At 62.4% G+C, this 14,279-nt stretch carries 13 protein-coding genes; 2 read left to right on the top strand and 11 right to left on the bottom strand.

Annotation, left to right across the window (positions count from 1 at the left end):
- Positions 1–2 precede the first annotated feature (2 nt).
- From HAV22_RS05445 to mnmG, 3 genes are all read right to left on the bottom strand, one after another.
- Positions 3–773, bottom strand: coding sequence for a ParA family protein (locus HAV22_RS05445; protein ID WP_166857387.1), 771 nt, complete (start codon positions 771–773; stop codon positions 3–5).
- 125 nt (positions 774–898) lie between these two features.
- Entirely contained in the window at positions 899–1,546 is a 648-nt protein-coding gene (gene rsmG / locus HAV22_RS05440) for a 16S rRNA (guanine(527)-N(7))-methyltransferase RsmG (protein ID WP_166857385.1), read from the bottom strand.
- Positions 1,543–3,477 (bottom strand): tRNA uridine-5-carboxymethylaminomethyl(34) synthesis enzyme MnmG, encoded by a 1,935-nt coding sequence (gene mnmG / locus HAV22_RS05435; protein ID WP_166857368.1) that lies wholly within the window; start codon positions 3,475–3,477, stop codon positions 1,543–1,545. Before mnmG ends, rsmG begins: the two co-directional genes overlap by 4 nt.
- Positions 3,478–3,655: 178 nt before the next feature.
- On the opposite strand from mnmG, the gene HAV22_RS05430 reads away from it, so the two are divergent.
- Complete coding sequence (locus tag HAV22_RS05430; protein ID WP_166857365.1) at positions 3,656–4,693, top strand: DUF1176 domain-containing protein; 1,038 nt, start codon at positions 3,656–3,658, stop codon at positions 4,691–4,693.
- Between the two features lie 18 nt (positions 4,694–4,711).
- Here HAV22_RS05430 and HAV22_RS05425 read toward each other — a convergent pair whose 3' ends face one another.
- The 8 genes from HAV22_RS05425 to HAV22_RS05390 form a co-directional block, all read right to left on the bottom strand.
- A complete protein-coding gene (locus HAV22_RS05425; RefSeq protein WP_166857363.1) occupies positions 4,712–5,482 on the bottom strand; it encodes a TSUP family transporter in 771 nt (256 codons plus the stop codon).
- Between the two features lie 104 nt (positions 5,483–5,586).
- The gene (locus HAV22_RS05420) at positions 5,587–6,423 is read right to left on the bottom strand and encodes an alpha/beta fold hydrolase (protein ID WP_166857361.1); all 837 of its coding nucleotides are present in this window, start codon (positions 6,421–6,423) and stop codon (positions 5,587–5,589) included.
- Positions 6,424–6,455: 32 nt separating this feature from the next.
- Positions 6,456–7,439, bottom strand: coding sequence for a branched-chain amino acid ABC transporter permease (locus tag HAV22_RS05415; RefSeq protein WP_166857359.1), 984 nt, complete (start codon positions 7,437–7,439; stop codon positions 6,456–6,458).
- Between the two features lie 12 nt (positions 7,440–7,451).
- Positions 7,452–8,336 carry a branched-chain amino acid ABC transporter permease gene (locus tag HAV22_RS05410; RefSeq protein WP_166857357.1) on the bottom strand — a complete coding sequence of 295 codons (885 nt, stop codon included), beginning with the start codon at positions 8,334–8,336 and terminating at the stop codon, positions 7,452–7,454.
- 144 nt (positions 8,337–8,480) lie between these two features.
- Positions 8,481–9,695, bottom strand: coding sequence for an ABC transporter substrate-binding protein (locus HAV22_RS05405; RefSeq protein WP_166857354.1), 1,215 nt, complete (start codon positions 9,693–9,695; stop codon positions 8,481–8,483).
- 20 nt (positions 9,696–9,715) lie between these two features.
- Positions 9,716–10,423 (bottom strand): ABC transporter ATP-binding protein, encoded by a 708-nt coding sequence (locus HAV22_RS05400; RefSeq protein WP_166857352.1) that lies wholly within the window; start codon positions 10,421–10,423, stop codon positions 9,716–9,718.
- A complete protein-coding gene (locus HAV22_RS05395; protein WP_166857350.1) occupies positions 10,420–11,196 on the bottom strand; it encodes an ABC transporter ATP-binding protein in 777 nt (258 codons plus the stop codon). The genes HAV22_RS05400 and HAV22_RS05395 overlap by 4 nt, the downstream gene beginning before the upstream one ends.
- 139 nt (positions 11,197–11,335) lie before the next feature.
- On the bottom strand, positions 11,336–12,961 hold the full coding sequence (locus tag HAV22_RS05390; RefSeq protein WP_166857347.1) for a GMC family oxidoreductase: 1,626 nt from the start codon (positions 12,959–12,961) through the stop codon (positions 11,336–11,338).
- A gap of 738 nt (positions 12,962–13,699) precedes the next feature.
- Here HAV22_RS05390 and HAV22_RS05385 point away from each other — a divergent pair.
- Positions 13,700–14,128, top strand: a complete 429-nt coding sequence (locus tag HAV22_RS05385; protein WP_166857345.1) for a hypothetical protein — start codon at positions 13,700–13,702, stop codon at positions 14,126–14,128.
- Positions 14,129–14,279 lie beyond the last annotated feature (151 nt).

Raw genomic sequence — 14,279 nt, 5'->3', positions numbered from 1 at the left:
GATTACATGGATTTGATGCGCTCGACCATCTCGGCGCCGAACGCGATGTACGCCTGCGCGCCTTTCGAGGCCGGATCGAATGTGACACCCGGGATGCCGTACGACGGCGCTTCCGCCAGGCGCACGTTGCGCGGGATGATCGTCTTGAACACCTTGTCGCCGAAATGCTGTTCGAGCTGGCTCGACACCTGCTGCGACAGCGTCATGCGCGGATCGAACATCACACGCAACAGGCCGATGATGCGCAGATCCTGGTTCAGATTCGCATGCACCTTCTTGATCGTGTTCACGAGGTCGGACAGGCCTTCCAGCGCGTAGTACTCGCACTGCATCGGGATGATGACGCCATGGGCGGACACGAGGCCGTTCAACGTGAGCATCGACAGCGCCGGCGGGCAGTCGATGAGGATGAAATCGTAGTCGGCGTCGACCTTGGCCAGCGCTTCCTTGAGGCGGCGCTCGCGGTTTTCCAGCTCGACCATCTCCACTTCGGCGCCGGCCAGTTCGCGGTTGGCGGGCAGCACGTCGAAGCGCCCCGCTTCGCTGCGCAGCCGTGCCGAGGCGACGTCGGCCTCGCCCAGCAGCACTTCGTAGATCGACGATGTCAGCCCCGCCTTGTTGATGCCAGCGCCCATCGTGGCGTTGCCCTGCGGGTCGAGGTCGACCAGCAGCACGCGCTGGTCGAGCTTCGCGAGGCCGGCGGACAGGTTCACGCTGGTGGTCGTCTTGCCGACCCCGCCCTTCTGGTTTGCTACGCAAAAAATTTTCGCCATGTATTCCTTTTCCAGACATACGGTTAATACCATTAAAACGGTTTATACGATTTACATGGTAATAACCGTAATAACTGTTTATACGGTTTATTTGTTTGTGCGTTGCTATGGATGGTTTGGATGTTTCACGTGGAACGTTCGATGAATACGAGGTGACGTTCCGCGCCCAGCCTGGGAACCTGCAGCGGCTCCAGCCCCGTGACCGTCCAGTCTGCCGGAAGCCTCTCCTGCTCGTCTTTCGGTGCCACGCCCTTTAGAGCGATGTAGCGGCCGCCGTCGGCCAGCAAATGACAGGACCAGTTGACGAAATCCGAGAGGTCCGCAAAAGCGCGCGAGGTAATGACGTCAAATTTGCCGCTCACCTGCAGTTGCTCGACGCGGGCCGTGTACACCGTGACGTTGGTCAGCTCGAGCTCAGCCTTCACTTGCGTCAAAAAGGCCGTCTTCTTATGCACCGTGTCGATCATCGACACTTTCATGTCCGGGCGCACGATCGCGAGCACAATGCCCGGCAGCCCACCGCCCGAACCCACGTCAAGCACGTTGCGCGCGTGCGCGAACGCGGGCACGGCAGCCAGCGAATCCAGCAAGTGGTGTGTGACCATTTGCATGGGGTCGCGCAGCGATGTAAGGTTGTAGACAGCGTTCCACTTGAACATCAACGCCAGATAATCCATCAGCTTCTGTTGCTGCGCCGGGTTCACGTCCAGTTGCATCGCGGCGATTCCCTCGGCCAGCACGGCCGACAAGGCGGGTCGGTCGAAATGCTTCATGCGGCCGATTCCTCATTCGGCACGCTCGTAAAACCCTTCGCGCCGCGCTTTTTCAGGTGCACGAGCAGCAGAGAAATTGCCGCCGGCGTCACGCCGGAAATGCGCGATGCCTGGCCCAGTGTCTCGGGACGCTGCTTGTCGAGCTTCTGGCGCACCTCGATCGACAGCGCCGTGATCTCCAGATAATTCAGGTTTTCCGGCAGTTTGAGGTTTTCGTAGTAATCGTGGCGCTCGACTTCGCGCGCCTGACGATCGATATAGCCCGAATACTTCAGCTGGATTTCGACCTGCTCCTTCACGGCCGAATCTTCCACGCCGGGGCCGCCCAGCGATTGCCCATCGACGCCCTGCAAGCTCACCAGCTTGTCGTACTCGACGCCCGGGCGGCGCAGCAGGTCCGCCAGGTTGTACTCGCGCTCGATGGCCTGGCCGATCACACGCTCCGATTCCGCAGCCGCAAGGATGCGCGGATTCACCCACGTGGCACGCAGCCGTTCCAGCTCGCGCGCGACGGCTTCCCGCTTGCGTTCGAACGCTTCCCACTGCGCATCGCCGACGACGCCCAGCTTGCGGCCGATTTCCGTCAGGCGCATGTCGGCATTGTCTTCGCGCAGCGACAGGCGATATTCCGCCCGGCTCGTGAACATGCGGTACGGCTCCGCGACGCCCTGCGTCGTGAGGTCGTCGACGAGCACGCCGAGGTAAGCTTCCGAGCGGGACGGCGTCCACGCCTCCTTGCCCTGGGTCTGCAGCGCCGCGTTGATGCCCGCAAGCATGCCCTGCGCCGCCGCTTCCTCGTAACCCGTCGTGCCGTTGATCTGGCCGGCGAAGAACAGGCCCTGGATCGCCTTCGTTTCCAGCGACGCCTTCAGCCCGCGCGGGTCGAAATAATCGTATTCGATCGCATAGCCAGGACGCAGGATGAACGCGTTTTCCAGGCCGCGCATCGAGCGCACCAGGGCCAGCTGGACGTCGAACGGCAGGCTCGTCGAGATACCGTTCGGGTAGAACTCGTTCGTGGTAAGACCTTCCGGCTCGAGGAAGATCTGGTGCGATTCCTTCGCGGCGAAGCGGTGGATCTTGTCTTCGATCGACGGGCAGTAACGCGGGCCGACGCCTTCGATCACGCCCGTGTACATCGGGCTGCGGTCGAGGCCGTTACGGATGATGTCGTGCGTCTGCGCATTCGTATGCGTGACCCAGCACGGCAGCTGTTTCGGGTGCATGGCGACGTTGCCCATGTACGAAAACACGGGCACCGGGTCCAGGTCGCCCGGCTGTTCCGTCATGACGGAGAAGTCGATGCTGCGGCCGTCGATGCGGGGCGGCGTGCCCGTTTTCAGGCGGCCTTGCGGCAGTTTCAGCTCTTTCAAACGCGCCGACAGCGACACGGCCGGCGGGTCACCCGCGCGACCGGCCGAATAATTCTGCAGGCCCACGTGGATCTTCCCGTCGAGGAAAGTACCGGCCGTCAGCACGACGGCGCGTGCACGGAAGCGCAAGCCGATCTGCGTGACGGCCCCGACGACGCGGTCGCCTTCAACCATCAAGTCATCGACGGCTTGCTGGAACAGCCACAGATTCGGTTGATTTTCCAGGCGCGAACGGATCGCCTGTTTGTACAGCATGCGGTCGGCCTGGGCGCGCGTCGCACGCACGGCCGGGCCTTTCGACGAGTTCAGGATGCGGAACTGGATGCCGGCTTCGTCGGTGGCGATCGCCATCGCGCCGCCCATGGCGTCGACTTCCTTCACGAGGTGGCCCTTGCCGATGCCGCCGATGGACGGGTTGCACGACATGGCGCCGAGGGTTTCGATATTGTGAGTGAGCAACAGGGTCTTCTGCCCCGTGCGTGCAGACGCGAGTGCTGCTTCGGTACCGGCATGGCCGCCGCCGACGACGATCACGTCGAATTCTGTCGGAAATAACATGATGGAATGTGTTGCGAGGAGGATTAAGAAAGGATTATAGATTCTTTTTTCCGTCAGGCTTCTGCGCAGGCCCTAAAACGACAGATTTTGTTTCACGTGAAACACTGGTTGACCAAGCTGCGAGCCACATCGACGGGCACGTGTTACGCTTTTACCACGAAAACAAGACCGGACCGCCATGCCTACATCACGCCAGCTGATCTACCTTGCTCTCGCTGCGAGCACAACCGCGGCAGCCGCTGACTTGCCGTCGATATCGTTCAGTCACAAGGACTGGGAACTTGCATGCGACAACACCCGAACCTGTCGGGCCGCCGGATACCACGCGGAAGACGACGCCCCGAACGCCACCATCCTGCTGACGCGCGCCGCCGGGCCGAACCAGCCCACCACCGTCCAACTCCAACTCGCCGACGACGAGCAACGTCCAGCGCCCCGCCAACTGGCAATGACGGTCGACGGTCGCCAGACAGGTGTCGTGGGTATCGACGCGAAGTCGAATATCGGCAACCTGTCGCCTGCGCAAGTCCAGGCACTGCTTCCCGCCCTGCTCAAGGACGGCCGCATCGCGTGGCAAGCGAAGGGCACCACCTGGACGATCTCGACGGCAGGCGCCAATGCCGTGCTGCTGAAAATGGACGAGTTCCAGGGCCGGCTCGACACGCCAGGCGCCCTCGTACGCAAGGGCACTAAACCAGAGTCAAGTGTCCTGCCGCCACTTCCCGCGCCCGAGATCAAGGCGGCACCCGTCATCCAACACAGCAAGCCCGTCACACTGACGGCGGCACAGATGCGCGACCTGTTCGCCGCGTTGCGCAAGACCGTCAAGGATGGCAGTTGCGAATTGGTCGACAACAAATCCGACGGGTCCGATCCACTCAACGTCCGCCGGCTCACGAAGGACACGCTGCTCGTCTCGCACGCCTGCTGGATGGCCGCGTACAACTCGGGCGATGGCTACTGGGTCGTCAACGCCCAGCCTCCCTACTCGGCCGTGCTCGTCACGACTTCCGCCACCGAGTACGAGGATGGCGTCATTTCGTCGACGCAGAAAGGCCGCGGCATTGGCGATTGCATGGGCACGGCTACCTGGACGTGGGACGGCAAGTCATTCGTCCAGACATCGGCCGCTACGACTGGGATGTGTCGCGAGATCTCGGCAGGTGGAACGTGGGACCTGCCGACGCTCGTCACCCGCCTACGCAAGGCGTACTGACTGTTCCACGTGAAACAATCACCAACCCAGGCGCTTGAACGTATCGAACGCTGTCTTTACAATCAACAACCCCACGACCACCAGGAACAGCTTGCGCACGAACCCGCTGCCATGCTTCAGCGCCAGCCGCGTCCCGACAAGCGACCCTGCGATCTGGCACGCGGCCATCAGCAAGCCGAGCTGCCAGATCAGGTGGCCGCTGTAGCCGAACCAGATCAGCGCCGAGATATTGCACGCAACGTTGACGATCTTCGCCGCCGCCGACGCGCCGAGGAAATCGAAGCCGAAGAAGCGAACGAACAGGAAGATCAGGAAGCTGCCGGTGCCCGGACCGAAGAAGCCGTCATAGAAACCGATCGCCGCACCGGCCCCCGTCGCCAGCAACCGTTCAGTCGTCCCGCTGTGCAAAGGAGCGTGCACGGCGCCGAGATTCTTTTCCTTGAACGTGTACACGGCCACCGCCAGCAGGATTAGCGGCAACAGGCTGCGCACGAAGTCGCCCGGCACACGGGTCACGGTCCAGGCACCGACGAAGGACAGGGCGAACGCGGCGACTGCCGCCGGCGCCGCCGTGCTCCACGCGACCGTCACCCGGCGCGTGTAGCGCACGGCCGCCACCGCCGTGCCGAACATCGCCGCAAGCTTGTTCGTACCCAGCAAGGTCGCCGGCACCTCTTTCGGGAACATCGCGAACATCGCGGGAATCTGGATCAATCCTCCCCCGCCGACGACGGCATCCACAAGACCGGCAACGAAGGCCGCAACGGCCAGCAGGGCAAAATCGAACATGGTGACCAAGAGCGTAAAGGCCCTATTGTACGGCAGAGCATGACTCGTCCCGGGCGGACGCGTCGGTCGCCCAAGCTTGTTGCGATGCAACAAACTCGTGAAAATCAGACGGCGGCCGCGCGGCCTTCTTCGAGGAACTGCAGCAGCAGGCGATTGACTTCGTCCGCCGCCGTCAGCTGCAGCCAGTGATCGGCGCCGCGGATGCGCTCGAAGCGGAATTCGCCGTCGACGTAGTGGGCCGAATCGCGCATCTGCTTTTCGCCCAGTGCCGGGTCGCGGTCGCTCCACAACCCCATCACCGGCACTCTGACGCGCCGGTGCGTGTGCGGCAGCGCGAGGTTCAGGTTGGCGCGGTAATAGTTCAGCGCGGCCGTCAGGCGGCCCGGTGGCGACAGGTCGCGCTTCCAGTGGTCCGCCTGGCCGGGCTCGTCGGTGAATTGGCGCATGAGGAACCAGTCGGCCGCGCGCAGCGTGTGCTCGGCGACGACCGGAAGGATGAAGCCGAGGATATAGGTCATACGCAGGCGCTGTTCGATGCCGGCGCGCGCGATGGCGTCCGGGTGGCCCGTCGACAGCGCCACGTAGCGGTGCACGCGTTCCGGCGCCAGCGCCGCGATCTGCCAGCCGATGATGCCGCCCCAATCATGGCCGACGAGGAAGACCTTGTCGATGTGCAGCGCGTCCAGCAAGCCGAGCACGTCGCCGCGAAGCTTGTCCATCGTGTAGTCGAACACGCCGCCCGGCGCATCCGTGCGGCCGTAGCCGCGCAGATCGGGCGCCAGCACGCGAAAGCCCGCTGCGGCCAGGACGGGAACCTGCTTGCGCCAGACGATGTGCGTGTCCGGAAAGCCGTGCAACAGGAGCACGGCCGGTCCCTGCCCTGTCATCGTCGTATGGATGTGGATGCCGTTCACGTCCAGCATGAGGGATTCGTCGATCACGTGCGCCTCCTTGATGACTCGGCCGGCAACCGCTACGCGGCCTCGCGCCGGCGGCCTCCACGGTCCAGTGCCGCCGCGATCTCGCCCACGATGCCCCGCCGGAACAGCAGCACGCAGGTGATGAAGATGAGGCCGGTGACGATGCCGACGGATTCTCCGAGTGATGCGAACCATTCTACATGCGTCGTCTCGGCGAGGAAGTTCCCCAGGTCGCCCAGCTTGTTTTCCAGCGCGACGATGAGGAAGGCGCCCAGGATCGGCCCCGCCAGCGTGCCCATGCCGCCCACGAGGGTCATCAGGATGACGAGGCCGGACATGGTCCAGTGCACGTCCGTCAGCGTCTCAAAGCCCAGTACGACGGTCTTGGTCGCGCCCGCGAGGCCCGCCAGCGCGGCCGACAGCACGAACGCGACGAGCTTGTACTGGTCCACGTCGTAGCCGAGAGAGACGGCGCGCGCCTCGTTTTCCTTGATCGCCTTCAGCACCTGGCCGAACGGCGAGTGTACCGTGCGCACGATCAGGGCGAACCCGGCGGCGCAGATTGCCAGCACGACGTAGTACAGCGTCAGGTCGTTGCCGAGGTCCAGCACGCCGAGCAGCTTGCCGCGCGGGACGCCCTGCAAACCGTCCTCGCCGTGCGTGAACGGCGCGCGCAGGGCCGCGAAATACACCATCTGCGCGAGGGCCAGCGTGATCATCGCAAAATAAATGCCCTGGCGGCGGATGGCCAGCAGGCCCATCACGAGGCCCAGCGCCGCGGCCGCCAGCACGCCCAGCACGATCCCGGCCTCGAACGGCAGCCCCAGCACCGTCAGCACGTGTCCGGCGACATAGCCCGCGCCGCCGAAGAACGCCGCGTGCCCGAACGACAGCAGGCCCGCGTAGCCGATCAGGAGGTTGAATGCGCAGGCGAACAGGCCGAAGCACAGCAGCTTCATCAGGAAAACGGGATAGCCGACAAACGGCGCGGCCAGCGCCACCAGCAATGCGAGGCCATAGCCGAGCTTTCGGTTCATGGTCACGGGTCCTTATTTTTCTTTGCCGAACAGGCCGGCGGGACGCAGCAGCAGCACGATCACCATCACGACGAACACGACGACTTCCGACGCCTCCGGGTAATAGACCCGCGTCAAGCCTTCGATCACACCAAGCGCCAGCCCCGTGACGATGGAGCCGAGGATGGAACCCATGCCGCCGATGACGACGACGGCGAACACGACGATGATGAGGTTCGAGCCCATCAGCGGCGTGACGTTGATGACGGGCGCCGCCAGCACGCCCGCGAAACCAGCCAGCGCGACGCCGAAGCCATAGGTCAGCGTGACCATCAGGGGCACGTTGACGCCGAACGCTTCGACGAGCTTCGGGTTTTCCGTGCCCGCGCGCAAATAGGCGCCCAGGCGCGTCTTTTCGATCGTGAACCACGTCGCCAGGCACACGACGAGCGACGCCAGCACGACCCAGGCCCGGTAGTTCGGCAGCATCATGAAACCGAGGTCGGTGGCGCCGGACAGCGCTTCCGGCACGTCCAGGGTCTGGCCGGACACGCCGAAGAATGAGCGGAACACGCCTTCCAGCAGCAAGGTGATGCCGAAGGTCAGCAGCAGGCCGTACAAATGATCGAACCGGTAGAGCCAGCGCAACATCGTCTTTTCGATCAGGATGCCGAACGCCCCGACGATCAAGGGCGCCAGCACGAGCATCGTCCAGTAGTTCATGCCGAACGACGTGACGCCGATGTAGGCCGCGAACGCGCCCATCATGTACAGCGCGCCGTGCGAGAAATTGATCACGTTGAGCAGGCCGAAGATCACGGCCAGGCCAAGCGACAGCATCGCGTAGAACGAACCGTTGACGAGGCCCAGCAGCAACTGGCTCATCATCGCCTGCAGGGGGACGCCGAATATTTCCATGAGATTCAGTCAGCAACTACGATTAACGACGGCGCTCGATTGCAGCAGGGTGGGCATTTGAGGCCGGGGGCCTCAAATGAGAGCCCACGCGGACGCCGACAGAACGCAAACGCACGCGTGGGCACGGGGTGCCCACCCTACTTCCTACTTCCACGCCGCGCACTTGGTCTCGGCCTTGGTCGTGTACGCCTGGGCGCCGGGAATCGTGGCGACGACCTTGTAGTAGTCCCAAGGCGCCTTCGACTCGGCCGGTGTCTTGACCTGCATCAGATACATATCGTGCACCATGCGGCCATCCGGACGGATCTCGCCATCCTTCGTGAACATGTCGTTGATCTTGGTCTTTTTCAGCTGAGCCATGACCTTGTCGCCGTCATCCGTGCCGATCGCCTTGACGGCGTTCAAATAGGTCATCGCGGCGGAATAATCGGCCGCCTGCAGCGACGACGGCTCCTTCTTCATCTTGGCAAAGTATTTCTTGGCCCACGCGCGCGTGTCGTTGTTCAGGTCCCAGTACCAGGAATCCGTCAGGTACAAACCCTGCGTCGTCGGCAGGCCCAACGTGTGGATATCGTTGATGAAGACGAGCAGGCCCGCTATCTTCATCTTGCTCGTCAGGCCGAATTCCTTGGCGGCCTTCACGGAGTTGATGAAGTCGCCGCCGGCATTCGCCAGCCCCAGCACCTGGGCTTTCGAGCTTTGCGCCTGCAGCAGGAACGACGAAAAGTCGGACGCGCCCAGCGGGTGCTTCACGCTGCCCAGCACGCTGCCGCCGTTCGCCTTGATGACGTCGGTCGTGTCCTTTTCCAGCGACTGGCCGAACGCGTAGTCGGCCGTCAGGAAATACCACGTCTTGCCGCCCTGCTTCACCATCGTGCCGCCCGTCCCGCGCGCGAGCGCGACCGTGTCGTAGGCGTAGTGCACGGTGTACGGCGTGCACTGTTCATTGGTCAATTGCGCACTACCGGAACCGATGGCGATGAACACTTTTTTCTTTTCCGCCGCCACCTTGGCCATTGCCAGCGCCGCGCCGGAGTTCGTGCCGCCGATCAGCATGTCGACACCTTCCCGGTCGAACCATTCGCGCGCCTTGCTGGCGGCGATGTCCGGCTTGTTCTGGTGGTCAGCGACGACGAACTGGATTTTCTTGCCATTGATCGCGCCGCCCATGTCCGCGATCGCCATGCGCACCGCTTCGGCGCCGCCGTTGCCGTCGATGTCGGAATACACGCCGGACAGGTCGGTGAGGAAGCCGATCTTGATGGTGTCGCCCGAGATCTGCGCGTGGGCGGACGTGGACAAACCGGCGGCGAAAGTGGCGGCCGTCAAGGCAATCGCTGTGCGTGTCGTGCGTTTCATGTGGTCTCCGTTGTCGTTGATCAAACGCCCAGCAGCTCGGTCAATGCCGGCATGCTGGCCTGCAGTTCCGCAGCCGCGATCGTCTTGACGATACGGCCGTGTTCCATGACGTAAAACCGGTCCGCCAGCGGCGCCGCGAACCGGAAATTCTGTTCCACCATCACGATCGTGTAATCCTTCGCCCGCAAGGTCGTGATCATCTTCGCCAGCGCCTGCACGATGACGGGCGCCAGGCCTTCCGAGATCTCGTCCAGCAGCAACAGGCGCGCGCCCGTGCGCAGGATGCGCGCGACGGCCAGCATCTGCTGTTCGCCGCCGGACAGGCGCGTGCCCTGGCTGTGGCGCCGTTCGTACAGGTTCGGAAACATCTCGTAGATCTCATCGACGGACATGCCGACGTCCCGCCCGACCAGCCGCGGCGGCAACATGAGGTTTTCCTCCGTCGACAGCGACGCGAAAATGCCCCGCTCTTCCGGGCAATAGCCGATGCCGAGGTGGGCGATACGGTGCGTGGGCAGGCGGATCGCCTCGACGCCCTTGACCTTGATCGACCCCGTGCGTGCGCCCGTCAAGCCCATGATCGCGCGCAAGGTGGTCGTGCGGCCGGCACCGTTGCGGCCCAGCAGGGTCACGACCTCGCCCGGCTGCACGGCCAGGCTGACGCCGTGCAGGATGTGCGATTCGCCGTACCACGCTTGCAGGTTCTCGATCTCCAGTGCGGGCGTCATCCGTGCGCCCCCGCCAGGTTGCCGTCCGTGCTGCTACCCATGTACGCCTCCACGACCTGCGGATTGCGCGACACGTCCGCATAACTGCCTTCCGCCAGCACGGCGCCCCGCTGCAGCACGGAAATGCGGTCGCAGATGCCGGCAACGACGTTCATGTTGTGCTCGACCATCAGGATCGTGCGGCCGGCGGAGACTTTCTTGATCAATGCCGTCACGCGGTGCACGTCTTCGTGGCCCATGCCCTGCGTCGGCTCGTCCAGCAGCATGAGTTCCGGTTCCATGGCCAACGTGGTGGCAATCTCGAGCGCGCGCTTGCGGCCGTACGGCAAGTCGGCCGTGACGGTGTCGGCAAAGCCTTCCAGGTCGACTTCGGCCAGCAGCTGCATGGCCCGGTCGTTGAGTTGCGTCAAGGTGCGTTCGCTGCGCCAGAAGTGGAAACTGGTGCCGAGGGTGCGCTGCAGGCCGATGCGCACGTTTTCCAGCACGGTCAGGTGCGGAAACACGGCCGATATCTGGAACGAGCGGATGATGCCCATGCGGGCGATCTGGGCCGGCTTCAGCGCCGAGATATCCTTGCCGTTGAACAGGATGCGCCCGGCGGACGGTGCGAGGAATTTCGTCAGCAGGTTGAAACACGTCGTCTTGCCGGCGCCATTGGGTCCGATCAGCGCGTGGATGTGGCCGCGCTGCACCCGCAGATTCACCTGATTGACCGCCGTAAAGCCCTTGAATTCCTTCGTCAGCTCACGTGTTTCCAGAATGACGTCCGACATTGCGTCTCCCTCACTGTCGTGATGCAAGCTTTACAAATCATACACACTTTTGGAACTCGTCAAGATACAGCACGCTACCGGTAAATCGTCCTGCGTTATGTCATAACGGCACGCAAACCCGTTGTGCAAATCTGCGCAGCTAGCGCCAGTCGCGGGCAATCAACTGGGCCGTCTTCTCGGCAATCATCAAGGTGGGCGAATTCGTGTTGCCCGACGTGATCGTGGGCATGATCGATGCGTCGACGACGCGTAACCCCGCCACGCCTTTCACGCGCAACGCGCTGTCGACGACGGCAAGCAGGTCGTCCATCTTGCCCATGCGGCACGTGCCGACGGGATGGAAGATCGTCGTGCCGATGAGGCCGGCCGCTTCCGCCAGCTCGTCTTCCGTCCGGTAGTGCTGGCCCGGCTTGAATTCCTCCGGCCGGTACTTCGCCAGCGCGGGCGCGGCCACGATGCGCCGGGTCAGCGTCAATGCGTCGGCCGCGACCTTGCGGTCTTCCGGTGTGCTGAGGTAGTTCGGCACGATCTTCGGAGGCGCGTAGCTGTCGTTCGCGGCAAGCCGGACGTGGCCGCGCGCCGTCGGCCGCAGATTGCACACGCTGGCCGTGAACGCTGGAAAACCGTGCAGCGGATCGCCGAATTTTTCCAGCGACAGCGGCTGCACGTGGTATTCCAGGTTCGGCGTCGCCTGGCCGGGATCGGAACGGGCGAACGCGCCCAGCTGCGACGGCGCCATCGACATCGGCCCGCTCTGGAACAGCGCATATTGCAGCGCGATCTTCGTCTTGCCGTACCACGATGCGGCGCTCGTGTTGAGCGACGGCGCACCCGTAATGCGATACACCATGCGCAACTGCAAATGATCCTGCAAATTCTCCCCGACACCGGGCGCATCGACGATGGGCGCGATCCCGTGGGCGTGCAGCAAGCCGGCCGGGCCGACGCCGGACAATTGCAGGATGTGAGGAGAACCGATCGCGCCGGCGGCCAGCAGGGTTTCGCGCCGTGCCGTGGCCGTGAACGCGCGGCCGCCGCCCGTGAATTGGACGCCGCGGCAGACGGCGCCCTGCCCGGTTTGCTCGATCACGAGCTTCTCGACGTGGCAGCCCGTCATGATCGTCAGGTTCGGCCGCGCCGCCGCCGGCCGCAGGAAGGCTTTCGCCGTGTTCAGCCGGATGCCCCTGCGCTGATTGACTTCGAAATAGGCACAGCCGGAATTATCGCCGCCATTGAAATCGTCGATCTTCGGGATGCCGATCTCGCTGGCCGCTGCCCGGAACGCATCCAGGATTTCCCAGGACAGCCGCTGGCGCTCGACTCTCCACTCGCCGCCGCTGCCGTGGCTCGCATTGGCGCCGCCGTGGTGGTCTTCGCTTGCCTTGAAAATGGGCAGCACATTGTCCCAGCGCCACGAGGAATCGCCGGTGACGGCGGCCCAACGATCGTAATCCTCGGCCTGGCCGCGCATATAGATCATGCCGTTGATCGACGAGCTGCCGCCGAGCACCTTCCCCCGCGGGTAAATCAGCGCGCGTCCGGCCAGCCCTGGGTCCGCTTCCGTCTTGAACAGCCAGTCCGTGCGCGGATTGCCGATGCAATACAGGTAGCCGACGGGGATGTGGATCCACAAATAATCGTCCTTGCCGCCCGCTTCGATCAACAGCACGTGCACGTCGGACCGGCGCGTCAGGCGGTTGGCCAGCACGCAGCCGGCCGTGCCTGCGCCCACGATGATGTAGTCGAATGCTCCGGCGGACTCCATGGATCCTCACTCGTGATTCGGTTGAGCAAGCTTACCAGATGATCAACGTTAACAGGCCTGTCCAGACTGTGGATAAGCGTATGAATATCCACAGGTACGAAATGTGGGGAAACGCGACTTTTCGCACAAGGAGATTTTTTATCCAGTTTTGCCACAAGGCACATACAAGACCAGCCCACCGCCTTATGCGGATCGTAAACGTTTGATGTTGTGGACAAAACCTGGCTTATCCACAGAAGAGTGCCACCGTTAACTATTACCATTATTCTGTATACAAGCTTTTGGTTGTAAACCCGGCGATGCTCGTACAAGTCGCTGGCCTGCCAAAAAACCCCGGCTTCGGCCAATGTCAGTGACCAGGGCTTCGACCTGGCAAAAAAATCGTCCGACTCCGGTGATGCCAACGACCGGACATCGTCGCGACGTCGACCTGGGCGCCATTTTTCCTCAGCAACACGGCCTGACGACCCGAAAGCACGCGATATTTGCCCCGCTTTGTGGATAAGCTGCTGAATATCCACAGGATCGAATGTGCGGAACTGCCTCATTGTTCGACGGCCGATTTTTTGTCCAGTTTTGGTCCCGGCTCCGCACAAGGTTTGTTCAACGGTTTAAAACGCACGTAAACCCTTGAGCTTGTGGAAAAAATCCTGTTTATCCACAGTTCGGTCGACGTTTACTATCATCACTATCCTTTCTTTCTATCCAAGTTAACTAAAGAGGGAAAAGTGTCGAAACGTGGACAAAGCCCGCTCGCGGCAAGGCCAACACGACGCGAACGCGCTTTGGTCTACAAAAAAAAGCGAAGCACACCGCTTTGGCAAGCACGACGGCAACGATGACGCCAACGCTCGTCGATCTGGACTGCAGACATCTGTTCAAGTTCAAACGCAGGCACTGCTCGACTTCAGCCTGGTCTACAGGAAGGACGAGACGTGGATGACGCATCCGAAACGACGAACGTGCCCTGCACGCATTGAAAACATGAGCCTGGTCAGCTGTCCTGGACACCAGAACCACCCTGAAACAGGATCTGCTGTGGAAAACGTCCTGCATATCCACAGCAGCAAATGTGCAGAACAGCCGATTTTTTGTCGAACGTCTTTTTTGTCCAACATCGGTTCAGCATCGATACAATGCTTGTCCAGCCAATCCGGACGCACGTAAACCGTTGACGCTGTAGATAAATTCGACCTTATCCACAGCTGAAGACGCGTTTACTATCACTACCATTTTTTATATACATCTTTGTTTTATTAAGACAAAAACAGCGGGAAGACCGTGCACAAGCCGTCCAGCCGGCTCCGCATCCACTCAA

The organism is Telluria antibiotica (genome assembly GCF_011682055.1).
GTDB classification, from domain to species: Bacteria; Pseudomonadota; Gammaproteobacteria; order Burkholderiales; family Burkholderiaceae_D; genus Telluria; species Telluria antibiotica.
The sequence above is the reverse complement of the archived record's forward strand: the minus strand, read 5'-3'. Positions and strand labels throughout refer to the sequence as shown.

What these genes read in the sequence shown, in the direction of transcription:
- HAV22_RS05390 (WP_166857347.1), bottom strand. Translation starts at nt 12,961, where the DNA reads ATGGAGTCCGCCGGAGCATTCGACTACATCATCGTGGGCGCAGGCACG.
- HAV22_RS05415 (WP_166857359.1), bottom strand. Translation starts at nt 7,439, where the DNA reads ATGAACCGAAAGCTCGGCTATGGCCTCGCATTGCTGGTGGCGCTGGCC.
- HAV22_RS05445 (WP_166857387.1), bottom strand. Translation starts at nt 773, where the DNA reads ATGGCGAAAATTTTTTGCGTAGCAAACCAGAAGGGCGGGGTCGGCAAG.
- mnmG (WP_166857368.1), bottom strand. Translation starts at nt 3,477, where the DNA reads ATGTTATTTCCGACAGAATTCGACGTGATCGTCGTCGGCGGCGGCCAT.
- HAV22_RS05410 (WP_166857357.1), bottom strand. Translation starts at nt 8,336, where the DNA reads ATGGAAATATTCGGCGTCCCCCTGCAGGCGATGATGAGCCAGTTGCTG.
- HAV22_RS05430 (WP_166857365.1), top strand. Translation starts at nt 3,656, where the DNA reads ATGCCTACATCACGCCAGCTGATCTACCTTGCTCTCGCTGCGAGCACA.
- rsmG (WP_166857385.1), bottom strand. Translation starts at nt 1,546, where the DNA reads ATGAAGCATTTCGACCGACCCGCCTTGTCGGCCGTGCTGGCCGAGGGA.
- HAV22_RS05405 (WP_166857354.1), bottom strand. Translation starts at nt 9,695, where the DNA reads ATGAAACGCACGACACGCACAGCGATTGCCTTGACGGCCGCCACTTTC.
- HAV22_RS05395 (WP_166857350.1), bottom strand. Translation starts at nt 11,196, where the DNA reads ATGTCGGACGTCATTCTGGAAACACGTGAGCTGACGAAGGAATTCAAG.
- HAV22_RS05425 (WP_166857363.1), bottom strand. Translation starts at nt 5,482, where the DNA reads ATGTTCGATTTTGCCCTGCTGGCCGTTGCGGCCTTCGTTGCCGGTCTT.
- HAV22_RS05400 (WP_166857352.1), bottom strand. Translation starts at nt 10,423, where the DNA reads ATGACGCCCGCACTGGAGATCGAGAACCTGCAAGCGTGGTACGGCGAA.